The sequence below is a fragment of the Pseudomonas sp. GW821-FHT09E04 genome (assembly GCF_059416185.1).
Map to the genome: position 1 here is coordinate 76885 of NZ_JBWKOR010000008.1, position 22899 is coordinate 99783.

Consider the following 22899-nt stretch of genomic DNA (forward strand, 5'->3'; position numbering starts at 1 on the left):
CGAGTGCTGCGTCATGACCAATCTCTTGCTCTACCAACGTATTGCTCAACAACTGGCCGAAGACATCCGCCGCGGCGTCTATCAGCCGGGCGAGCGCGTGCCCTCGGTGCGCAAGATGAGTTCGCAGCTCAACGTCAGCCATGCCACGGTGTTGCAGGCTTACGCCAACCTCGAGGATCAGGGGCTGATCCGTGCACGGCCGCAGTCTGGCTACTACGTGCACCAGACCCCGGCACTGACCGCACCGACTCCGGACATTGCCCGGGTCGAACGACCTGGCCTGGTCACCCGCGCCAGCATCATTCAGCAAGTGTTGGTCGAGTCGCGCCGCGAAGGCGTGTTCCCGCTGGGTGCAGCGGTGCCCAGTGTCGATTATTTACCGGTGCGCGCACTGCATCAGCAATTGGCCAAGGTCACCCGATTCCATAGCCCGCGCGCCTTCAGCTACATGTTCAGCCCCGGTTTCGAGCCGTTGCGCCGACAAGTGGCGATCCGCATGCGCGACGCCGGTGTGGTGGTCGACCCGTCGGAAGTGGTGATTACCCACGGTTGTGTCGATGCCTTGCAGATGTCGCTGCGGGTGCTGACGCGCCCGGGCGATCTGATCGCCGCCGAATCACCGACCTATTACGGATTGCTGCAACTGGCCGACCTGCTGGGGCTGAAAGTCATCGAAATTCCCAGCGACCCGGCCACCGGCATGAGTCTGGAAGCCCTGCAACTGGCGGCCAACCAATGGTCGATCAAAGCGCTGGTGCTGACGACCCGGCTGAGTAACCCGCTGGGTGGCACCATGCCCGAAGAGCGGCAAAAACAATTGCTGCGCCTGGCCTCGGACTTCGATATCCAGATCGTCGAAGACGACATCTATGGCGAATTGATGTTCGAGCAAGGTCGCACCAAGGCGCTCAAGGCCTACGACCGGCTGGATCGGGTCATTTACTGTTCGAGTTTTTCCAAGACCTTGTCACCCGGTGTGCGCGTCGGCTGGATGATTGCCGGCAAGTATCAACAGGAAATCCAGCGTCTGCAGACCTTCACCACGCATTCGGCTTGCAGCGTCACGCAAATGGCGATCGCCGCCTATCTGGAAAATGGCGGTTATGACCGGCATTTACGTTACATCCGCCAGGAATACCGAAAAAACCTCAGCGCATTTCAGCTGGCGGTGCAGCAGTACTTCCCCGAAGGCACGCAAATGACCCGGCCCACGGGCGGTTTCATTCTCTGGGTGAGCCTGCCAGGGCGGGTCAACACGCAGGAATTGCATGTCCGCGCATTACAGCAGGGCATCAGCATCGCGCCGGGGCTGATTTTCAGTAATACCGAGCAGTTCAACCACTGTATCCGGCTGAACTGCGGCACGCCGTGGAATCGCGAAGCGGAACGGGCGCTGATGACGCTTGGTCTGCTGGCGACTCAACTGTGTCAGGAAATGGCCGGCGGTTTCTGAACAGACAGCGCGGCGCGCTTGTCATGTGGCGTTCAACAAGCGAGCATATGGCCCTCTGCCGTTAGCGTTGTAGGTTCCATGAAAGCGATTTTTCCTGCTGCCTGGGTTTTGCTTTGTCTGTTGATGATCGGTCACGCGCCAGCTGTCATGGCCGCTGCCGTTTCGGAAAAACCGACAGCAGCGTCCACGGTGAAAAAGCCGGTTGCCAGCAAGAAAGCCGCTCCTGCGAAAGAAAAGCAGCAGAAAGCCGCCCCCGCCAAGAAACGTGCACCGATCGCTTCCAAGTCGAAATCCGCCAGTGAAGTGGCCAAGACGCCATTACCCCCGGCCAGACTCGACTTGAGCCTGCCCAAGGACATGGTTCAGCAGTTGAAACCGGTTGGCACCGTGCCGCTGCCCAAGCGCGAAGCGATCCTGCCGCAGATGTTTGGCGAGAAGAACAGCGGCTTCCAGCTCAACGGTCGTCTGCTGAGCAATGAAATGCAGTTGCAGCTGCGCAATGAAGAGCGCCGCGAAGTCGAAGGCGCTGCGCTGGATTTCGAATTCAAGCAGTAAATTCAATCGATCCGTGACCCGCAGACCAGACGCTTTGTCGGAGACTGGTCAGTCACTTTCGTTTCTGCGTAAAAACCCCGGTTCAGGGAATTTAAAACAGCCGTTTTAGCGGTTACCCTGTTCCGCGTCCCTTTAACACATTGCCCGTCGCGAGGAACTCGTCGTCATGAACTGCCGTGAAGGTTGTGGCGCCTGTTGCATTGCCCCTTCCATCAGCTCGCCGATTCCGGGCATGCCCGATGGCAAACCTGCCGGCGAACGTTGCGTTCAGCTCTCGGTCGAAAACCTGTGCAGCATTTTCGGCCAACCGGAACGTCCAGCGGTCTGTTCAGGGTTCAAGGCCGATGTCGAAGTCTGCGGAAGCAGTCAGGAAGACGCGATCAGACTGCTCGGCTGGTGGGAGCAGATGACGGCGGCGTGATGTGTCAAACGAACGGAACTTCAACAATAAGGAATAAGACTATGGGTTCGCTGCATCGTATCGCTGTGTTGTGTGGTTTGACTGCCGTGCTGGCCACTTCGGCTGCCCAGGCTGAAGACTGGAAAGTGGCCAAGAACGAAGATGGCATCAAGGTCTCCCTGAGCGAAGTGCCGGGTTCGGACTACAAGTCTTATCAGGGCGTGACCTTGATGAAGACCACCGTCGCCAAACTGCGCGCATTGCAGGAAGACGTTTCCGGCGCCTGTGCCTGGATTCACGAGTGCAAGACCCAGAAACTGCTCAAGCACGAAGGCGACCAGAGCTGGACCTACACCCAGTTCAACACGCCGTGGCCAGTGACCCCGCGCGACTCGATCCTGCATGTCACCACCGTTGAAGGCGCCGATGGCAGCCTGACCCGCAACCTCGAAGGCCTGCCGAAGTACCTGCCGGAAGAAAAAGGCTTTGTCCGCGTAGCTCAGGTCAAAGGCTTCTGGAAGTTCGTGCCAAAAGGCGATCAGGTCGAAGTGACCTATCAGGTCCACACCGAACCAGGCGGCAGCGTGCCGTCGATGATTGCCAACAAGTTCGTGGTCGATGCACCGTTCAATACCTTGAAAGCCCTGAAAGAGCGCGCCGAGAAGTAAGTATCGCGTTCCTCTGCAAACGCCCCGAAGAACTCGGGGCGTTTTGTTTTGTAGGTTTATTGTGTTTCCGGATATGCGTTGAACGAAATTTTCACAAAGTCTTCAAGACAATTCGCCCGCGCTGTTTGCAGCTGTCCGGGTATGCCGTGCCTTTAATGAAAGAGTCCGGCAGCGGGGCAGTAATCAATGGCAATGCCGCCGGTGATCGTGCAACATTTGCGCACCGCGCAAGCCCCGGGGCCTGGAATGGCCAACAGAGGGCAGGGCGCAGCTGTATTTTTGCAACTTCAACTTCCAATGGGTCCTAAAACGACATGGCAAACCCGGACGCCCTGAATCAGCAGCGATCTTCCAGTCGCCTGCTGCAACCGACCGTCAAATCGCATCTGGCCTACACGCTCTTGTGCGCGCTGGTCATGATGGTGATGTTTTCCGTGCTGCGCCTCGCGCTGCTGGTCTACAACCGCGAGATGATCCTCGACACCCCGGCTTCGACGTTCCTCGAAGCCTTCGCCAACGGCCTGCGTTTCGATCTGCGCCTTGTGGTCTACCTCTGCGTTCCGATGGTGCTGGCGCTGTTCAGTGCCCGGGCGATGGCCGCGCGCGGGTTCTTCCGTCTATGGCTGACGGTGACCTCCAGCATCGCGCTGTTCCTCGGCCTGATGGAAATGGACTTCTACCGCGAGTTCCACCAGCGCCTCAACGGCCTGGTGTTCCAGTACGTGAAGGAAGACCCGAAAACCGTGATGAGCATGCTCTGGTACGGTTTCCCGGTGGTGCGCTACCTGCTGGCCTGGGCCGTGGGCACTGTGATCCTGACGCTGGCGTTCAAGGGCGCCGACCGTCTGACCCGTCCGCGTGGCCCGTTCAGTGGCGGCAACGTCGGCACTCGTCAGGTAGCGCCATGGTATGCGCGTCTGGCGGTGTTCGTGGTGTGCCTGCTGATCTGTGTGGTCGCCGTGCGTGGCACCCTGCGTCAAGGCCCGCCGCTGCGTTGGGGTGACGTGTACACCACCGAATCGAACTTCGCCAACCAGCTCGGCCTCAATGGCACCCTGTCGCTGATCGCGGCCGCCAAGGACCGCATGGGCGAAGACCGCAACAACATCTGGAAAGCCACGCTCCCGCAGGATCAGGCGCAGAAAGTCGTGCGCGAGATGCTGGTCATGCCGGACGACAAACTGGTCGATGCCGACATCGCCGCCGTGCGTCGTGACTACACGCCGCCAGCCGACAAGACCCTGCCGATCAAGAACGTTGTCGTGATCCTCATGGAAAGCATGGCCGGTCACTCGGTGGGCGCTCTGGGCGCGCCGGGCAATATCACGCCGTACCTCGACAAACTGTCGAAGGAAGGCCTGCTGTTCGACCGTTTCTTCTCCAACGGCACCCACACCCACCAGGGTATGTTCGCCACCATGGCCTGCTTCCCGAACCTGCCGGGTTTCGAATACCTGATGCAGACCCCGGAAGGCAGCCACAAACTGTCCGGCCTGCCGCAGCTGCTCAGCGCGCGCAAGTATGACGACGTCTATGTCTACAACGGCGACTTCGCCTGGGACAACCAGTCCGGTTTCTTCAGCAACCAGGGCATGACCAACTTCGTTGGCCGCAATGACTTCGTCAACCCGGTGTTCTCCGATCCGACCTGGGGCGTGTCCGACCAGGACATGTTCGACCGTGGTCTGGTGGAGCTCAAGGCACGTGAAAACGGCAAGCCGTTCTACGCGCTGCTGCAGACCCTGTCCAACCACACGCCTTACGCCTTGCCGACGCCATTGCCGGTCGAGCGCGTGACGGATCGTGGCACGCTCAACGAGCACCTGACCGCCATGCGTTATGCGGACTGGGCACTGGGCCAGTTCTTTGAAAAGGCCCGCAAGGAGCCTTACTTCAAGGAAACCCTGTTTGTCATCGTCGGCGACCACGGCTTTGGCAACGAGCGTCAGATCACCGAAATGGACCTGGGCCGCTTCAACGTGCCGATGCTGATGATCGCACCGGGCATCCAGGAAAAATTCGGTACTCGTGACCACACTGTGGGTACGCAGATCGACATCGTGCCGACCATCATGGGTCGCCTGGGTGGCGAAGTGCGTCATCAGTGCTGGGGTCGTGACTTGCTGAACCTGCCGGCAGGCGACACCGGTTTCGGTGTGATCAAGCCGTCGGGCAGCGAGCAGACCACCGCCATCGTCACCGCTGACCAGATCCTTGTACTGCCGAAAGAGAAGGAAATGGCGCCGAAGATCTACCAGTACCAACTGGGCGCGAATCCTTCCGCCGAAATCATTCCGGACGCACCGCGCACCGCCGAGTTGAAACTCAAACTCGAAGCGTTCCTGCAAACGGCCACCAAGAGCCTGCTCGACAACACTGCCGGTGTGATTAACGGCAAGCCGGACTGATCATCTGGCGCAATAAAAAGAGGCCCTTTTCAGGGCCTCTTTTTTTGTCGGTCAAAAGGTCATATCCGACCGAGCAACAGCAGAACCAACAGTACCACCAGCACTACACCGATAATGCCCGAAGGACCGTAACCCCAACTTCTGGAGTGTGGGAAGACCGGCAGACCACCGATCAGCAACAGGATCAGGATAATGATAAGAATTGTGCCCATGTCGATTTCCTTGTTGATAGTGTCTGGGAAGTCTTGGTGTTCAAGGGCGGCTGGAAGTTGAACTAAATCCAGACGGCTTACAAATTCCGACTGGCGCAAGTGAAAGAAAATTCAATGTTTTTTCAGTGTATTTGGTTCACGGTCTTATTTCGTTTGATGCCACGGTTTGCTCCCGCCATTCAGCAATCTGATGGAGCGTGGGTCGCTCCGGATCCTTCGCTACACTCCGCGCATCTTCCCCGGAACAACAAGGCTGTTTGCTATGCAAAATCGCATGATGATCACTGGCGCGGGCTCCGGCCTGGGTCGCGAAATCGCGCTGCGCTGGGCGCGTGAAGGCTGGCAATTGGCCTTGTCGGACGTCAGCGAGCCCGGCCTGCAGGAGACCCTCAAACTGGTTCGCGAGGCCGGCGGCGACGGCTTCATCCAGCGTTGCGACGTGCGCGATTACAGCCAGCTCACCGCGTTCGCCCAGGCCTGTGAAGTGAAATTCGGAGGTATCGACATCATCGTCAACAACGCGGGCGTGGCGTCGGGCGGATTCTTCAGCGAGTTGTCGCTGGAAGACTGGGACTGGCAGATCGCGATCAACCTGATGGGCGTGGTCAAGGGCTGCAAGGCGTTCCTGCCGCTGCTGGAACAGAGCAAGGGCAAGATCATCAACATCGCCTCGATGGCGGCTCTGATGCAAGGCCCGGCGATGAGCAACTACAACGTGGCCAAGGCCGGTGTGGTGGCGTTGTCCGAAAGCCTGCTGATCGAACTGGCCCAACAGGAAGTCGGTGTCCACGTGGTGTGCCCGTCGTTCTTCCAGACCAATCTGCTGGACTCCTTCCGTGGCCCGACGCCGGCGATGAAAGCACAGGTCGGCAAGTTGCTGGAAAGTTCGCCGATCACTGCCACCGATATTGCCGACTACATCTACAAACAGGTCGCCGCCGGCGAGTTCATGATCCTGCCCCACGAACAAGGCCGCATGGCCTGGGCGATCAAGCAGAAGAACCCGCAGTTGCTCTACAACGAAATGACCGCGATGGCCGAAAAGATGCGCGCCAAGGCCAAACAGAACAACAGCTGAACTTGCACCGCCAAAGCCCCGTCGTTAGGGTGACCGCCACAGTCACCCTGACGAGTCATCTGCATGCTCAACTACTTGTGGTTTTTCCTCGCCGCGCTGTTCGAAATCGCCGGTTGTTTCGCATTCTGGATGTGGTTGCGCCAGGGCAAGAGCGCCTTGTGGGTGATCCCGGCGCTGCTCAGCCTGACCTTGTTTGCACTGTTGTTGACGCGCGTTGAAGCGACCTACGCCGGTCGCGCCTACGCCGCTTACGGCGGCATCTACATCATTGCTTCGATTGGCTGGCTGGCGGTGGTCGAGCGCATCCGTCCGCTGGGGTCGGACTGGATCGGTGTCGCCTTGTGCGTGATCGGTGCCAGCGTGATTCTGTTCGGGCCACGGTTTTCGGCGACCTGAAACACCGACTTGAAGGAAACGTCTGAAGGCCAAAGCACCCGGGCGCGTAGGGTTTGACTGATTTGCCCGCAGCGCATTGTAGGGCGCTCGAAAGCCGCGCATCTTCAAGGCTCGAAAACCTTGAAGGACACCCCCCATGCTTGTACTCAGCCGTGTTGTCGGTGAACTGATTTCCATCGGCGACAACATCACTTTGCGCGTTCTGGCGGTCAACGGCTCCAGCGTGCGGTTCGGCGTTGAGGCGCCAAAGCAGGTCAACGTACACCGCGCCGAAGTCTACGAGCGGATCCAGCGCAAACAGGCCAACGGCAAGGGCCACTGACCGTTTCAGTCGAACAGGTGCTTGGGCACGTCGTGCTTGAGCATCAACTGGCACTGCTCGCTGTCCGGATCGAAGACGATCAGCGCCTGACCTTTGGTCAGGGCCTGGCGAACCCGCAATACGCGGGTTTCCAGTGGGGTGTCGTCACCGTTGTCGGTGCCGTCGCGAGTGACGAAGTCCTCGATCAGGCGGGTGAGGGTGTCGACTTCGAGCGCGTCGTAGGGAATCAGCATGGGCACCTCGGCTAAATCAATGTCGGGATGCTACGGCGAATGACCGCCGAGGGCCAGACTCAACTGTCCGAGCGTTGCCCCACCAGGCTGTCCACCGAGGGCACCCGGGTGTCGCTTTCCATTTGCGTCTCGTGCTCGATCTGGTGACTGAAGCGATCCAGTGACGCGTTGGCCGGTTGCGCATCGCTGGCGAACACCGGCGGACTCAGGATGTACGCCCCCAGCAGACGACTCAGCGCGGCGAGGCTGTCGATGTGCGTGCGTTCGTAGCCGTGGGTCGCATCGCAACCAAAGGCGAGCAGGGCGGTACGAATGTCGTGGCCGGCGGTGACGGCCGAATGGGCGTCGCTGAAGTAATAGCGGAACAGGTCACGGCGCACCGGCAACTCATGCTCACCGGCCAGACGCAGCAGGTGTCGCGACAAGTGATAGTCGTAAGGCCCGCCGGAATCCTGCATCGCCACACTCACCGCGTGCTCGCTGGAATGCTGGCCGGGCGCAACTGGCGCGATGTCGATCCCGACAAATTCGCTGACATCCCACGGCAACGCCGCCGCCGCGCCGCTACCGGTTTCCTCGGTGATGGTGAACAGCGGATGGCAATCGATCATCAACTCCTGACCGCTGTCGACGATGGCTTTCAGTGCTGCGAGCAGCGCCGCGACCCCAGCCTTGTCGTCCAGATGTCGGGCGCTGATATGGCCGCTTTCGGTGAACTCCGGCAGTGGATCGAACGCCACCACATCGCCAACACTGATGCCCAGCGAATCGCAATCGGCGCGGGTCGCGCAGTAGGCGTCCAGGCGCAGTTCGACGTGATCCCAACTGATCGGCATTTCGTCGACGGCGGTGTTGAAGGCGTGCCCGGAAGCCATCAGCGGCAACACGCTGCCTCGAATCACGCCGTTGTCGGTGAACAGGCTGACGCGGCTGCCTTCGGCGAAACGGCTCGACCAGCAACCGACCGGCGCCAGGGTCAGGCGCCCGTTGTCTTTCACCGCGCGCACGGCGGCACCGATGGTGTCCAGGTGCGCTGACACCGCGCGGTCCGGGCTGTTTTTCTTGCCTTTGAGCGTGGCGCGGATGGTGCCGCGACGGGTCATTTCGAAGGGGATGCCGAGCTCTTCCAGCCGCTCGGCGACATAACGCACGATGGTGTCGGTGAACCCGGTAGGGCTGGGAATGGCGAGCATCTCCAGCAGGACTTTTTGCAGGTAGTTCAGATCCGGTTCGGGAATGTGGGTGGTCATGGAAACTCCTGTTGCGGGGCGTCATTCCCGCGTTCGACACGGGAATGACGCTGAAGAGAGATCAAACGGCCGGCTGACTGTGCGGAAACAGCAGATCGACAAACCGCTCGGCCGTCGGCTGCGGTTCATGGTTGGCCAGGCCCGCCCGTTCGTTGGCTTCGATGAACACGTACTCCGGCTGATCGGCGGCGGGCACCATCAGGTCGAGCCCGACCATCGGAATGTCCAGTGCTCGCGCCGCACGCACGGCGGCATCGACCAGAGTCGGATGCAGAATCGCCGTGACGTCTTCCAGGGTGCCGCCGGTGTGAAGGTTCGCCGTACGCCGCACGAACAGATGCTCGCCGGCCGGCAGGATGCTGCTGTAGTCGTAACCTGCCGCGTGCAAGGTGCGTTGGGTTTCGTGGTCCAGCGGGATTTTGCTTTCGCCGCTGGTGGCCGCTTGCCGGCGTCGGCTCTGGGCTTCGATCAGCGCGCCGATGGAGTGATGGCCGTCGCCGACCACTTCGGCAGGACGCCGGATCGCCGCGGCAACCACGTCGAAACCGATTACCAGAATCCGCAGGTCGAGGCCTTCGTGGAAGCTTTCGAGCAACACGCGGCTGTCAAACTGCTTCGCCGTTTCGATGGCTTGCTGCACCTCTTCGATGCTTTGCAGATCCACCGCCACACCCTGGCCTTGTTCACCGTCGAGCGGTTTGACCACCACCCGCTGATGCTCGTCGAGAAACGCCAGATTGTCGTCCGCATTCGCTGCCAGTTGCTGTGCCGGTACATTCAACCCGGCGTTTTTCAGCACTTTATGGGTCAGGCTCTTGTCCTGGCACAGATTCATGCTGATGGCGCTGGTCAGGTCGCTCAGCGACTCGCGGCAACGTACCCGGCGACCGCCATGGCTGAGGGTGAACAGCCCGGCATCGGCATCGTCCACTTGCACATCGATGCCACGCCGATGGGCTTCCTCGACAATGATCCGTGCATAGGGATTGAACGCGGCCTCCGGCCCCGGCCCGAGGAACAGTGGCTGGTTGATGCCGTTCTTGCGCTTGATCGCAAAGGTCGAGAGGTTGCGAAAACCGAGCTTCGCATAGAGGTTTTTCGCCTGTCGGTTATCGTGTAGCACCGACAGGTCGAGATAGCTCAGACCCCGACTCATGAAGTGCTCGATCAGATGTCGCACCAGCACTTCACCAACCCCGGGCCGCGAACACTGCGGATCGACCGCCAGGCACCACAGGCTGCTGCCGTTTTCCGGGTCGTTGTAAGCCTTCTGATGATTGAGGCCCATGACGCTGCCGATTACCGCGCCGCTGTCCTCGTCCTCTGCCAGCCAATACACCGGGCCGCCCTGATGATGCGGAGTGAGCAGGGTGGCATCGATCGGCAGCATGCCGCGTGCCTGATACAGCTGATTGATCGATTGCCAGTCCTCTTCGCTTTGCGCACGACGGATGCGGAAACCGCGAAACACCCGTGTTGCCTGACGGTAATCGCTGAACCACAGGCGCAACGTGTCGGACGGATCGAGAAACAGTTGAGTCGGTTCCAGGCCGAGAACCTGCTGCGGCGCGGCCACGTACAGGGCGATATCGCGCTCGCCGGGCTGCTCGTTGAGCAGCTCTTGGGCGAGGCTGGCCGGGTCGGGAAAGGTGTGGCCGATCAGCAAGCGGCCCCAGCCGCAATGCACGGCGATCGGCTCGGCGCTCGGTTGGTTGCCATCTTCGGCCAGCCGCGCCTGCAAGCGTTCGTAGGACGGTGTCTGACCGCGCAGCAGCCGTTGGCTGTAAGCCGTGGCGTGAGGTTTCATCGATCAGATTCCTTGTTCGCTGAGCCACAGGTTCAGGGCCGCCAGTTGCCACAGCTTGGAGCCACGCAACGGGGTCAACTGGCCTTGTGGATCGGTCAGCAATTTGTCGAGCATGGCGGGGTTGAACAGGCCGCGATCCTGGCTCGGATCCAGCAGCAGTTCGCGTACCCAGTTCAGGGTGTCACCCTGCAGATGCTTGAGACCCGGCACCGGGAAGTAACCCTTCTTGCGATCGATCACTTCGCTTGGGATGACCAGTCGCGCGGCCTCTTTCAACACTTGCTTACCGCCGTCGGGCAGTTTGAATTTGCCCGGAACACGGGCCGACAATTCCACCAGGCGATAGTCGAGAAACGGCGTGCGCGCTTCCAGGCCCCAGGCCATGGTCATGTTGTCGACGCGTTTGACCGGGTCGTCCACCAGCATCACCGTGCTGTCCAGACGCAGGGCCTTGTCGACCGCTGCATCGGCGCCGGGTTGTGCGAAATGTTCCTTCACGAAGTCGCCGGCAGCGTCATTCGCTGTCAGCCATTTAGGCTGCACCGTGACGGCGTAATCGTCGTAGCTGCGGTCGAAAAACGCTTCGCGATAGGCCGCGTACGGATCGGCCGCGCCGTCCACTTGCGGATACCAGTGATAACCGGCGAACAATTCGTCGGCGCCCTGGCCGCTCTGTACCACTTTGCAATGCTTGGCCACTTCGCGGGACAGCAGATAGAAGGCGATGCAGTCGTGGCTGACCATCGGCTCGCTCATGGCACGGAAGGCGGCGGGCAGTTGCTCGATGATTTCCTTTTCGTCGATGCGCAGTTGATGGTGCTGGGTGCCGTAGTGTCTGGCGATCAAATCCGAATATTGAAATTCATCACCGCGTTCGCCGCCGGCATCCTGGAAACCGATGGAAAAGGTCGACAGGTTTTCCACGCCGACTTCGCGCAACAGGCCGACCAGCATGCTCGAATCGACACCGCCGGAAAGCAATACGCCGACATCCACCGCCGCCCGTTGGCGGATCGCCACGGCTTCGCGGGTGCTGTCGAGCACGCGGTCGCGCCAGTCTTCCAGGGTCAGATTTTTCTCGTCGTCGTGTGGGCCGTATGGCAGCGTCCACCAGGTTTTCTGCTCGGTGCTGCCGTCCGCTTCAATGCGCATCCAGCTTGCTGGCGGCAGCTTTTCGATGCCGGCCAGCAAGGTGCGCGGCGCTGGCACCACGGCGTGAAAATTCAGGTAATGGTTGAGCGCCACCGGATCAAGGATCGGTTTGATGTCGCCACCCTTGAGCAGCGCCGGCAGGGACGAGGCAAAGCGCAGGCGCTGGCCGGTGCGCGACAGGTACAGCGGTTTGACGCCGAGGCGGTCGCGGGCGATGAACAGGCGCTGGGCATCGCGCTCCCAGATGGCGAAGGCAAACATGCCGTTGAGTTTCGGCAGCAGCGCTTCGCCCCAGGCGTGATAGCCCTTGAGCAGCACTTCGGTGTCGCCGCCGGAGTAGAACGCATAACCCAGCGCTTCGAGTTCGGCACGCAGTTCCGGGAAGTTGTAGATCGCGCCATTGAAGGCCAGGGACAAGCCCAGTTGGCTGTCGATCATCGGCTGCGCCGAGCCGTCCGACAGATCCATGATTTTCAGGCGCCGATGGCCCAGGGCAATCGGCCCCTGGGCATGGAACCCCCACGCATCAGGGCCGCGAGGCGCCAGGTGATGGGTGACTCGCTCGATGGCTGCAAGGTCTGCAGGTTGTTGATCAAAACGTAACTCGCCAGCTAATCCGCACATAAAGTCCTTACCGGTTTTTCCGTTGGGGAGAGGGTGTCGCTGAACCGCGCCGAAATGGCCGGTACCCAGAAACTGACCCGGCTCGGATGTGGGAGTTTTAGAACGATCAGTTATAAGTGCGTTGGCCTGACCGGTGGGCCGTTACCAGTCTGGCTGAAGTGTCAGGTAGTAGATAAGTATTCGAAACATACGGATTGCTGCTTGTTTGCAGGCCCGATCGGGCAGTTATTCGTGTTTTTTATTTGATGACGGGATCGCTAGGGTGAAGGGACTCAACAGCAATAAAGGAATATTGCCCATGTCCACTACACCAGCGTCGGTCACACCGATCACCCTCACGGAAAAACAGAAACTGAGCTTTTTGCTGGAGGCCACAGGCGATCTGGACACCGCCAGGGCATTGCAGAAAAGCTTCCCCCCTGTGCTGCTCAAGGCCAGTGCCGACACCTTGGCGGCACTGGACAAGACCGCGCGTGACTTGCACACAACCCAGGCTCAAGTCGAGACGGACTTGAGCCGGTTGCAATCGCTCAAGCATTTTTGCATCGAACAGTTGAATCGCGCCCTGACTGCGCGCTGGCTGGCTGTGTTCGATGTCGAGAAAGACCATCTGGAGTTGCCGGGAAGCTATTGCGGTTGTGAAGCGGTGACCCCGTCTGGAGGTGGGGAGAAAGTCATTCCGCCGGCGACCCCGACGCTGCTCGAAGCGGCCATGCAGAACTTCACGGAAGACGAGGCGCAAGCCGATTATTTCCCTGAAGGCAGCGTCGTGCGGATTGCCAGCAAACCTGATGGCGTTCCCGGTCTGACACCGACGGCGTTCGCCGCACTCTGCCGGGAGCTGGATCTGGGCCGGCTATACCAGGAACATTTTCAGCAGGTGTTCGGTGTCGGGGAGGTCAATGGCAGTCGGGTCGCTACCGGCCCGATGGTTCGCAATATCTCGGTGATGAAAAAGCAGATGCTGCAACTGGATCTGCACCTGGCGCTGATGAAGGAACACGTTTCCCGGGACGGTTTTCAGACGATTCAGCGCTTGATTGATGCCGGTGGCGTCGTCGATGCCCAAAGCCTTCAGTTCAAGGGCCGGCCGCTGATCATGCAGGGCATTGAAGCGCTCGACAGCTGCCTCTGGGGTGTCGTGGTGTTCTCTGAAAAATCGATCGAGCTGGATCCCGATCAATGGTGTGTGGTGTACATGCCCGGCGAACCCGGCCAGCCACTCTATGAGTACACCAGCTTTACGGCGTTCGTCGCGTACCTGGAGTTCAAACTGGGGGTGGGCAGTTACAAAAGTTACTTTACCCACTGCATTGGAGAGGTCGACAAGGTCGACTTTTTCAAGACGTTTGCCGACACCGAGAGCCTGGGGCATATCAAACAATTGGAGATGACCGGTCCGCTGTTCGAATTTATGCTCAAGAGCCATGTCGGCAAGTTGCAACTCGATGCCCGTGCGCTCGCCGTGCCGACGGCCGATGTCGATGAAGAAGAGCGCAAGAAACGATTGATCCAGTACCTGGAAATCGGCATGACGATCGCCAATGTGGCGGGGTTCGTCGTTCCGGTATTGGGGCAATTGATGATGGGTGTCGCGATTGGACAAATGCTCGCCGAGGTGTACGAAGGGATCGAGGACTGGAATCGGGGTGACCGTCAGGAAGCCTTTTCACACCTGCTCAGCGTGGCGGAAAACCTTGCCTTGATGGCCGCCGTGGGTGCCGGCGTCAAGGCCCTGAAATCCCTGGCGATCAAGACGATTCAAAAACACCCGGATTTCTTCCAGCCTTTCACCGCCATTCTTGACCGCAATGGACAGTCCCGATTGTGGAAGCCGCAACTGAGTGCCTATGAACAACCTTTACCGGCAGGGGCAGGGGCAGGGACTGAATCTGACGCGACAGGCTTGTATCAGGCTGACGGCAAGGTCTTTGCCCGTGTCGACGATCGAGCCTACGCCGTGGTGTCGGATCCGCTTTCCAGGACCTGGCGCATTCAGCATCCTGTCCGCCCGGAGGCTTATGCCCCGATACTCAAGCGCAATCAGCACGGGGGCTGGCGTCATGCCTCGGAGCCGAGCGAGCAATGGTCCGGGGCTTACACACTCAAACGCATCGATCCGCTGTTGGCGCGACTCGATGACAGTCGTCTGGAGATGATCCGGCGTCTGTCCGACACTCGCTTCGATGAACTGCATCGGCTGAGCGACGACAGCCTGCCACTGCCCCCCCGTTTGCGAGATGTGATCGAACGGTTCGGCCTTGAGCGCAGGGTGCGTGACTTCATTGCCGCCATGGAGCGTGGCGAGGCGACTGATCCTCGTCATGTCCAGGAACAGCTGCAGGCTTTACCCGGACTTTCCAACTGGCCACAGGATCGCTACATCAAGGTCGTTGACGAAGACGGAGGCATTACCGCGACCTTTCCACCCGGCTCGATTGACGATGACACTCTGAGCGTTATTGTCAGCAACGCCCAACTGGAAAAGGGTGAATTGCTGCAGACCGTCATCGACGGCCTGTATCCCAAAGAAGTGGACGCTTTGGTCGGAGCGAACGTTGCGCCGGCCGATCGAGGAGTGACGCTGGCAAAACTGATCGGGGCGGCGGTCAAGGCCGATCGTCGCTCGATGTTCGACCACCTGTACCGGCGCTATGACCAGACCCTGGACAGTGCGGTGCTCAAGGCAAGGCAAGCATTTCCCGATGTGCCGGCGCGTTATGCTCAGGAACTGATCCGACAGGCTTCGAGTGTCGAACGCTCGCTTCTGCGAACCACCGGGCGAGTGCCCATGGGCGTTGCGCAACGGTTGAGTGAGGCGACGAGCAATGTTCGCCTGGATCGGGCGTTGACAGGGTTCTACCTGGCTGAAGTCGCCAATGCCGATACCGAGAAGCTGGCCATCGGGCTGTTGCCGCAACACAGCGGTTGGGATCCGCAGCTTTACGTGGAACTGCGGGCGCAGTCACTCAGGGGAAATCTGCTGGAGATCCTTGGCAAGAAACCCCTCGCACCCGGAAACTCGCTCACGCTGGTCAGGCTCGACAACGGTTACGAGGTGTTCGATAGCCAGACCCGATCACTCGGCAAGATGTTCGGGCCGGACAGCCTGTATCAGGCAATCCTCAAAGGACTCTCGCCTCGCCAGACCAAGGCGATTGGACTGTCAGGAGTCAGGCCAGAAGACGGCTGGCGCCTGCGCAACCGATTATTGAGTAGCGCACTGGATGAGCGTGAAGGTTGTAACCGGTTGTTGAACGGTGACCGGTTTGAACCGATGAATCGTGAACCCGTGTGTACGCTCGCCAACCCATCCGGGGAGGCGACGAGTCATCCACAGCGTTTGTTACGCAAGGTGAAAAAACTCTTCCCGCTGTTTTCCGATATGCAGGCCCGGGAGTTTCTTGACCAGTTGGGCAGCGACCATCTGACTCGGGCACTTCGGGTCAGGCAATTGCAGGATGATCTGGAGCGACTGCGCAATGTGCTCGACACTTGGATGGATGATGTGGCGGCTATCAGGGCACAGGGCGGGGTGCTGAGCGAGGTGCGCGAATGTCGGCATCTTGTCGCGTACGAGATCGAGGACAGTTTTCGCCGACTGATCTTCCTGCCCGACGAATTCCATCGTTCGGCGTATGGCCTGAAGCTCGATGGCATGCGGTTCGGAAAGCTGCCGATCCTGCCCCCCGGGCTGACCTTTGACCATGTCAGGCATCTGTCTCTGCAAAACATGCATCTGGACAACGATGTCGTCTATTTCCTCAAAGCCTTCAAGAACCTCGAGACGCTTGAACTGGGTCGCAACAGGCTTACGCAATTGCCGGAGGTGATCTCGCTCATGCCGAATCTCAGGCGTCTGGGCCTGGGGCAAAACCGGATTCAGTTGACTGAGCAGGCCCTGGTGAAACTGTCGCGGATGCGCAGTCTGCAAAGCCTGGACCTGAGCGAAAATCCCCTTGGGGCCACGCTGGATGTCAGCGAGATGTTTGAGCTGACTGACCTCAGCGTGCGTAACACCCGCACCACGGAGTTGCCTAAAGGTTTGCAGCGCTTGCCCCATCTGGATCGGGTAGACCTGCGTGACAACGACATTCGTGATTTGCCGCAATGGCTGTTTGAAACACCCCGGCGCTTCAGTGAAACGATCAATCTGCGCAACAACCCGATTTCCGAACTCAGCAGCACTCATCTGGACAACTATCGCAAGAAAGTTGGCGTCGGCATGGGCTATCTGGAAAACGATATCGCGCGCCTTGACGAGCATCAGGCACGTTCGATCTGGCTGACCGAAACGGGAGGAACCGTAGGCGCCAGACGCCTGCAAACATGGACTGCGATCAACGACGACCCGATGGCCGAAGGCTTGTTTCATTTGCTGGCCGAGCTGGGCAATACCGCCGACTCCGAATATGTGCGCGAGGATATGTCCCGGCGGGTCTGGACGGTACTGGAGGCGACGCAGGCCGATGCCGAATTGCGCGAGCAGATTTTCGATCTGGCGGCCAACCCGATCAATTGCACGGATAACGCGGCGTTGAACTTCAGTCATCTGGAGGTCGCCGTGCATGTACGCAATGTGTTGCGCGTTTCCGGGGGGCGGCAGGTGTCGGCGGCAGTGCTGATGAGGCTTGCGCGAGGCTTGTTCCAGCTTGAGCAAATCGACCTGATCGCCGCGGAGCACGCCCGGGATCAAGGATCACCCGACCCGCTGGAAGTGACCCTTGCCTATCGCACGGGGCTGGCGCGGGCATTCGATCTGCCGGGGCAGCCCTCGCACATGCGATACGCTGAACTCGCCGATGTGACGAGTGATGATCTGGTAACGGCTATCAATCAAATCCAGACGGCTGAACTGTCCCCCAAATGGCTGGATTTTCTGGTTCGCCAGCCGTTCTGGAGCAACTACGTGAAGAACAGTTTTGCGCAGCAGTTCGACGATGCCCGGGTGCCTCATCAAGTGGAGGTTCAGGCATTGTTCGACAGGGCTGAAGAACTCAGCTCTGCCGATTACCTCAGTGAAATGAACCTCTGCGCCACCCGGCTGGAACAGACCGAAAATGCCTTGCTGCAACGGTTGACCCTGCAGGTGACGGAGTTGATCGAGAGGGGGACCTGCATTGCGCCCGGTGACTGATTGCCTTCGCAGAGGGCGTCATTTGCCACGAATCAGTCGGCGCAGGGCAAAGCGGTTGGGATGACAGGCTTCGGCCACGGCTCTGGGCAGCGGCAGCGGTTCGTTGTCCAGCCATGCCGCGAGCAACTCGCCAGATAATGGCGCGGTGATCAAACCGCGTGAACCATGGCCACTGTTGACGTACAGACCGTCCAGCCACGGGCAGGGAGTGTCCGGCACTTGCCGGGCATCCTTGCTCAAGGCGCGATAAGCCTCGGTGAAGGCTTCGCGGTCGGCCAGTGGACCGACAATCGGCAGGTAGTCAGGGCTGGTGCAGCGGAAGGCTGCGCGGCCCTGAAGGCTGTCAGCATCGAGCTCGCTGAGGTGCAGACGGCTGACCAGATCCGTGGAGATCTCTTCGAGCATCGCCAGATTGCCCAGATGTTCGGCGGTGGTCGGGGTCAGGTCGTCGCTGTTGAAATCGAAACTGGCACCGAGGGTGTGTTCGCCCAACCGTGCCGGTGCCACATAGCCTTCGGCGCAGACCACCGTGGCCAGCGCCTGGCTTTGCGCGGTCTGCACCAGTCGGGTGATCTGCCCGCGAATACGCTTGAGGGGCAGGTCGGCACTCTGGGGGAAACGCTTGATCTCGGCGGCACCGGCCAGCACCACGACGGGCGCTGTTGCGATCAGTCGTTCACCGTCGAAGGCTTGCCACTGACCTTCGACCTTGCGCAGCTCCACGGCTTCCTGATGGGTGAGCAGCGTGACGCCAGGCTGTGCGGATTGTGCCTGACACAGGGCCGGCGGATGCACCCAGCCGCCCTCGGGATAATACAAACCGCCGTGCGCCAGACCGATCCCGGCGCGGGCCTGAGCCTCGGGTTGATCGAGCCATTGCAGAAGGTCTTCGGGAAACGCGGCCGCCAGTTGCGCCTGCCGTTCGCGTTCCTTTTCATTGAACGCCAGTTGCAGCACGCCGCAGTCATCCCAGTCGGTGCCACGTTGCAGGGTTTCCAACAGGCGGCGGGTGTAGCCGAAACCGCTGACGATCAACTGCGACAGCGCTGTGCCGTGTGCAGACAATTTCAGATACAGCACGCCTTGCGGGTTACCCGAGGCTTCCTGCGCCACCGCCGCATGCCGTTCCAGCAGACTGACCTGCCAACCCCGCGCCGCGAGGCTGGCCGCCGTGGCGCAACCCGCCAGACCGGCACCGATCACCAAGACGCGACGCTCACTGCTCAACGGAGCCGGGCGGGCGAACCAGGGTTTGTCTGCCGCCGGTGGTGGAGCCTCCTCTGGCCAGCCGAGAAACTCGCCGCGCAAAATCTCCCATTTGTGACCGATGCCCGGCGTGCGCTTCATTTTGAAGCCGGCGGCGTTGAGCAGTCGTCGCACCCAACCGGTGCTGGTAAAGGTGCTGATAGTCGAACCGGGCGCCGCCAGCCGCGCCAGTTCGGCGAACAGTTCGGCAGTCCACATCTCCGGGTTTTTCGCCGGGGCGAAACCGTCGAGAAACCACGCGTCGATCTGGCCGTCCAGTTGCGGCAACTGCTCCAGCGCATCACCGATCAACAGCGTCAGGGTCACTCGACCGTGATCCAGAACAATGCGCTGGAAACCCTGATGGATTGCCACGTAATGCTTGAGCAGTTGATCGGACAGTGGCTTGAGGTCCGGCCACAGCGCCAGCGCCCGCTGCAGGTCGGCAGGGCTCAACGGAAACTTTTCGACGCTGACGAAATGCAACCGCGCACCGGCCACCGCGTGCTGTTCGAACAACCGCCAGGCGCAGAGAAAATTCAGCCCGGTGCCAAACCCGGTTTCACCGATCACCAGTCGCCCGCCCGCCGGCAACGCGGCAAAGCGCTCGGCCAGACGGTTCTGTTCGAGGAACACGTAGCGGGTTTCATCCAGCCCCGACTGATCGGAAAAATACACATCGTCGAACACTCGCGAACGCGGGCGTCCCTGGTCATCCCAGTCGAGTTGGGCGTGGGGCATTACAGGTTTCATGGCAGGCTCGGCAACGGCAAGGCGGCCATTCTAGCCGATCACGCGGGCGGCGCTTGATCCATGGCAAGCCTTGCCGCTGATGACTCAAGGACAATCCGCCGCCGGCGGGAATTTCTGTGCCGTGTCTGTGCCCAATCCGCTAGTCTTGCTGAATCCTGGAAGGAGCCGTCCCTATGTTCGAATCCGCTGAAATCGGTCACGCCATCGACAAAGAAACCTACGAAGCCGCCGTGCCCGCCCTGCGTGAAGCACTGCTTGAAGTCCAGTTCGAATTGCAGCAGCAAAAGCGCTTTCCGGTGATCATTTTGATCAACGGCATCGAAGGCGCCGGCAAGGGCGAGACGGTGAAGCTGCTCAACGAATGGATGGACCCGCGCCTGATCGAAGTGCGCACCTTCGACCAACAGACCGACGAAGAACTGGCACGACCACCGGCCTGGCGTTACTGGCGGATGCTGCCGGCCAAGGGGCGGATGGGGATTTTCTTCGGCAACTGGTACAGCCAGATGCTGCAGGGCAGGGTGCACGGCTTGTTCAAGGACCCGCGACTGGATCAGGCGATTGCCGGCGCCGAGCGTCTGGAAAAGATGCTGTGCGATGAAGGCGCGCTGATCTTCAAGTTCTGGTTCCACCTGTCCAAGAAACAGATGAAGGCGCGCCTCAAGGCCCTGGCCGACGACCCGTTGCACAGCTGGCGGATCAGTCCGCTGGACTGGCAGCAATCGGAGACCTACGACAAGTTCGTCAAATACGGTGAGCGCGTGTTGCGTCGCACCAGCCGCGATTACGCGCCGTGGCATGTCATCGAAGGGATGGACGCGCATTACCGCAGCCTGACGGTCGGCAAGATTCTGCTCGAAGGCCTGCAGAATGCGCTGAAGCGCCCCGACGTCCACCCGCACGATGTCAACGCCCAGCCGCTGGGCACATCGGTGGATCAGTTGAACCTGCTCGACAGCCTCAACCTGACCCAGCGCCTGGAAAAGAAAGACTATGAAGAACAACTGATCACCGAGCAGGCGCGACTGTCCGGGCTGATGCGTGACAAACGCATGCGCCGGCATGCGCTGGTGGCGGTGTTCGAAGGCAACGATGCGGCGGGCAAGGGCGGGGCGATCCGTCGAGTCGCGGCGGCGCTCGACCCGCGTCAGTACAACATCGTGCCGATTGCCGCGCCGACCGAAGAGGAACGGGCGCAGCCGTATCTGTGGCGCTTCTGGCGGCACATTCCGGCCCGGGGCAAGTTCACTGTGTTCGACCGATCCTGGTACGGCCGGGTGCTGGTGGAGCGGGTCGAGGGTTTTTGCAGCACCGCCGACTGGATGCGCGCCTACGGCGAAATCAACGACTTCGAGGAGCAACTCGCCGACGCCGGCGTGATCGTGGTCAAGTTCTGGCTGGCGATCGACAAGGACACGCAGATGGAGCGTTTCCAGGAGCGCGAAGAGATCCCGTTCAAGCGCTTCAAAATCACCGAAGACGACTGGCGCAACCGCGACAAGTGGGACGCATACCGTGGGGCCGTGGGCGACATGGTCGACCGCACCAGTACCGAAATCTCGCCGTGGACGCTGGTCGAGGCCAACGACAAGCGCTGGGCCCGGGTCAAGGTGCTGCGCACGATCAACCGTGCACTGGAAGAGGCCTTCGAGAAGTCCGACAGGCACGCCAAGAAACACAAGGACTGACCGATGTGCACGCATACGCGAGGTGAATGATTGTCGCAGTCGGCGATTGGGTGGACTTATGCTCGGTCCACTCTCAACCGACTACAACAATGAGGTATGCCATGCGTGAAGTGGTGATCGTCGACAGCGTACGGACCGGCCTGGCCAAGTCCTTTCGCGGCAAGTTCAACCAGACCCGTCCCGATGACATGGCGGCCCATTGTGTAAACGCCTTGCTGTCGCGCAACGACGTCGACCCGGCCAGCGTCGAGGATTGCATCGTCGGTGCCGGCTCCAACGAAGGCGCCCAGGGCTACAACATCGGCCGTAACGTGGCGGTGCTTTCGCGACTGGGCACCGGCACGGCGGGCATGACCCTCAACCGTTTCTGCTCTTCGGGCTTGCAGGCGATTGCGATTGCCGCCAACCAGATCGCTTCGGGTTGCAGCGACATCATCGTCGCCGGCGGTGTCGAGTCGATCAGCCTGACCCTGAAAAGCGTCAACACCGACCACCTGATCAACCCGTTGCTCAAGCAGCAGACGCCCGGCATCTACTACACCATGGGCCAGACCGCCGAAGTGGTGGCGCGTCGTTATGGTGTCAGCCGCGAGGCCCAGGATCGCTACTCGCTGCAAAGTCAGATCCGCACCGCCCAGGCGCAGGCAGCCGGCCTGTTCAACGATGAAATCGTGCCGATGGCGGTGAAGTACCGCGTTGAAGACAAGAACAGTGGTGAAGTGCAGATCCTCGACGGCATCGTCGATCGCGATGATTGCAACCGCCCGGATACCACCTATGAAAGCCTTGCCGGATTGAAACCGGTGTTTGCCGAGGACGGTTCAGTGACCGCCGGCAACTCGTCGCAGTTGTCCGATGGTGCCTCGATGACGCTGGTGATGAGCCTGGAAAAAGCCCTGCAACTGGGGCTCAAGCCGAAGGCGTTTTTCCGCGGTTTCACCGTGGCCGGTTGCGAGCCGGACGAAATGGGCATTGGCCCGGTATTCTCGGTGCCGAAGCTGCTCAAGGCCAAAGGTTTGCAGGTAGCGGACATTGATCTGTGGGAGCTGAACGAAGCGTTTGCCTCGCAGTGCCTGTACGCCCGTGACAGGCTGGAAATCGACATCGAGAAGTACAACGTCAACGGGGGATCGATTTCCATCGGCCATCCGTTCGGCATGACCGGATCGCGGCAGGTCGGGCATCTGGTGCGCGAGTTGCAGCGACGCAACCTGCGTTACGGGATCGTGACCATGTGCGTGGGCGGTGGGATGGGCGCGACCGGGTTGTTTGAAGCGGTGCGCTAAAACGGTCTGCCGGAATCCATCATTTGCATCCGCGCGATGTACGCGCGGATTTCCTGCTCGGCTTTCTCGGGGCTGTCGAACGGCCCTTCGAGGGTGTTCTCCCGGGTGCTGAAAAACAGTTCGCCGTTGACCCGGCACACCCGGTCGCTGCGAAAGTGCGTGGCGGGGGCGGTGTCCTGGGCGCGCATTCCGAACATGATCGATCTCCTTGAGCGCTGCGCTGGATGGGATC

18 protein-coding genes are annotated in these 22899 nt (G+C 60.4%); 11 read left to right on the plus strand and 7 right to left on the minus strand.

The genetic code is table 11. From position 1 onward, the window contains the following. Positions 1-13 precede the first annotated feature (13 nt). From AC07N4_RS25965 to AC07N4_RS25985, 5 genes are all read left to right on the plus strand, one after another. Positions 14-1453, plus strand: a complete 1440-nt coding sequence (locus AC07N4_RS25965) for an aminotransferase-like domain-containing protein (RefSeq protein ID WP_096820992.1) — start codon at positions 14-16, stop codon at positions 1451-1453. 78 nt (positions 1454-1531) lie between these two features. Then, positions 1532-2008, plus strand: coding sequence for a translation initiation factor 2 (locus AC07N4_RS25970; RefSeq protein WP_096820993.1), 477 nt, complete (start codon positions 1532-1534; stop codon positions 2006-2008). A 166-nt stretch (positions 2009-2174) separates the two neighbouring features. Beyond that, on the plus strand, positions 2175-2429 hold the full coding sequence (locus AC07N4_RS25975; protein ID WP_102620504.1) for a YkgJ family cysteine cluster protein: 255 nt from the start codon (positions 2175-2177) through the stop codon (positions 2427-2429). Between the two features lie 41 nt (positions 2430-2470). Continuing rightward, the gene (locus AC07N4_RS25980) at positions 2471-3076 is read left to right on the plus strand and encodes an START domain-containing protein (RefSeq protein ID WP_085704686.1); all 606 of its coding nucleotides are present in this window, start codon (positions 2471-2473) and stop codon (positions 3074-3076) included. Between the two features lie 314 nt (positions 3077-3390). Next, positions 3391-5484 carry an LTA synthase family protein gene (locus AC07N4_RS25985; RefSeq protein WP_102620503.1) on the plus strand — a complete coding sequence of 698 codons (2094 nt, stop codon included), beginning with the start codon at positions 3391-3393 and terminating at the stop codon, positions 5482-5484. A 59-nt stretch (positions 5485-5543) separates the two neighbouring features. On the opposite strand, the gene AC07N4_RS25990 is transcribed toward AC07N4_RS25985, so the two are convergent. Beyond that, positions 5544-5702: a DUF3309 family protein gene (locus tag AC07N4_RS25990; protein WP_169432680.1), complete on the minus strand. Its 159-nt coding sequence runs from the start codon at positions 5700-5702 to the stop codon at positions 5544-5546. A 256-nt stretch (positions 5703-5958) separates the two neighbouring features. On the opposite strand from AC07N4_RS25990, the gene AC07N4_RS25995 reads away from it, so the two are divergent. From AC07N4_RS25995 to csrA, 3 genes are all read left to right on the plus strand, one after another. Next, positions 5959-6774, plus strand: coding sequence for an SDR family oxidoreductase (locus AC07N4_RS25995; protein ID WP_493066367.1), 816 nt, complete (start codon positions 5959-5961; stop codon positions 6772-6774). A 63-nt stretch (positions 6775-6837) separates the two neighbouring features. After that, positions 6838-7170, plus strand: coding sequence for a YnfA family protein (locus AC07N4_RS26000; RefSeq protein WP_085710895.1), 333 nt, complete (start codon positions 6838-6840; stop codon positions 7168-7170). Between the two features lie 136 nt (positions 7171-7306). Beyond that, positions 7307-7492 carry a carbon storage regulator CsrA gene (gene csrA / locus AC07N4_RS26005; RefSeq protein WP_102620500.1) on the plus strand — a complete coding sequence of 62 codons (186 nt, stop codon included), beginning with the start codon at positions 7307-7309 and terminating at the stop codon, positions 7490-7492. Positions 7493-7497: 5 nt separating this feature from the next. Here csrA and AC07N4_RS26010 read toward each other — a convergent pair whose 3' ends face one another. The 4 genes from AC07N4_RS26010 to AC07N4_RS26025 all read right to left on the minus strand — a co-directional run bounded on the left by AC07N4_RS26010 (position 7498) and on the right by AC07N4_RS26025 (position 12558). Further along, positions 7498-7725, minus strand: coding sequence for a YheU family protein (locus AC07N4_RS26010; RefSeq protein WP_003236706.1), 228 nt, complete (start codon positions 7723-7725; stop codon positions 7498-7500). 59 nt (positions 7726-7784) lie between these two features. Continuing rightward, positions 7785-8975 (minus strand): osmoprotectant NAGGN system M42 family peptidase, encoded by a 1191-nt coding sequence (locus AC07N4_RS26015; protein ID WP_096820998.1) that lies wholly within the window; start codon positions 8973-8975, stop codon positions 7785-7787. A gap of 61 nt (positions 8976-9036) precedes the next feature. Further along, positions 9037-10782: an N-acetylglutaminylglutamine synthetase gene (gene ngg, locus AC07N4_RS26020; RefSeq protein WP_493066368.1), complete on the minus strand. Its 1746-nt coding sequence runs from the start codon at positions 10780-10782 to the stop codon at positions 9037-9039. A gap of 3 nt (positions 10783-10785) precedes the next feature. Further along, positions 10786-12558 (minus strand): N-acetylglutaminylglutamine amidotransferase, encoded by a 1773-nt coding sequence (locus AC07N4_RS26025; protein WP_493066369.1) that lies wholly within the window; start codon positions 12556-12558, stop codon positions 10786-10788. Between the two features lie 298 nt (positions 12559-12856). Here AC07N4_RS26025 and AC07N4_RS26030 point away from each other — a divergent pair, with 298 nt between their 5' ends. Then, on the plus strand, positions 12857-17695 hold the full coding sequence (locus AC07N4_RS26030) for an NEL-type E3 ubiquitin ligase domain-containing protein (protein WP_493066370.1): 4839 nt from the start codon (positions 12857-12859) through the stop codon (positions 17693-17695). 18 nt (positions 17696-17713) lie between these two features. Here AC07N4_RS26030 and mnmC read toward each other — a convergent pair whose 3' ends face one another. Next, positions 17714-19693: a bifunctional tRNA (5-methylaminomethyl-2-thiouridine)(34)-methyltransferase MnmC2/FAD-dependent 5-carboxymethylaminomethyl-2-thiouridine(34) oxidoreductase MnmC1 gene (gene mnmC / locus AC07N4_RS26035; RefSeq protein WP_493066371.1), complete on the minus strand. Its 1980-nt coding sequence runs from the start codon at positions 19691-19693 to the stop codon at positions 17714-17716. 173 nt (positions 19694-19866) lie between these two features. Here mnmC and pap point away from each other — a divergent pair, with 173 nt between their 5' ends. Beyond that, a complete protein-coding gene (gene pap / locus AC07N4_RS26040) occupies positions 19867-21381 on the plus strand; it encodes a polyphosphate:AMP phosphotransferase (protein ID WP_096821003.1) in 1515 nt (504 codons plus the stop codon). A 101-nt stretch (positions 21382-21482) separates the two neighbouring features. After that, positions 21483-22667, plus strand: coding sequence for a thiolase family protein (locus AC07N4_RS26045; RefSeq protein ID WP_493066372.1), 1185 nt, complete (start codon positions 21483-21485; stop codon positions 22665-22667). Here the strand turns inward: AC07N4_RS26045 and AC07N4_RS26050 are convergent. Then, positions 22664-22864 carry a DUF6316 family protein gene (locus tag AC07N4_RS26050; RefSeq protein ID WP_096821005.1) on the minus strand — a complete coding sequence of 67 codons (201 nt, stop codon included), beginning with the start codon at positions 22862-22864 and terminating at the stop codon, positions 22664-22666. The two genes, AC07N4_RS26045 and AC07N4_RS26050, sit on opposite strands and share 4 nt — an antisense overlap. Positions 22865-22899 lie beyond the last annotated feature (35 nt).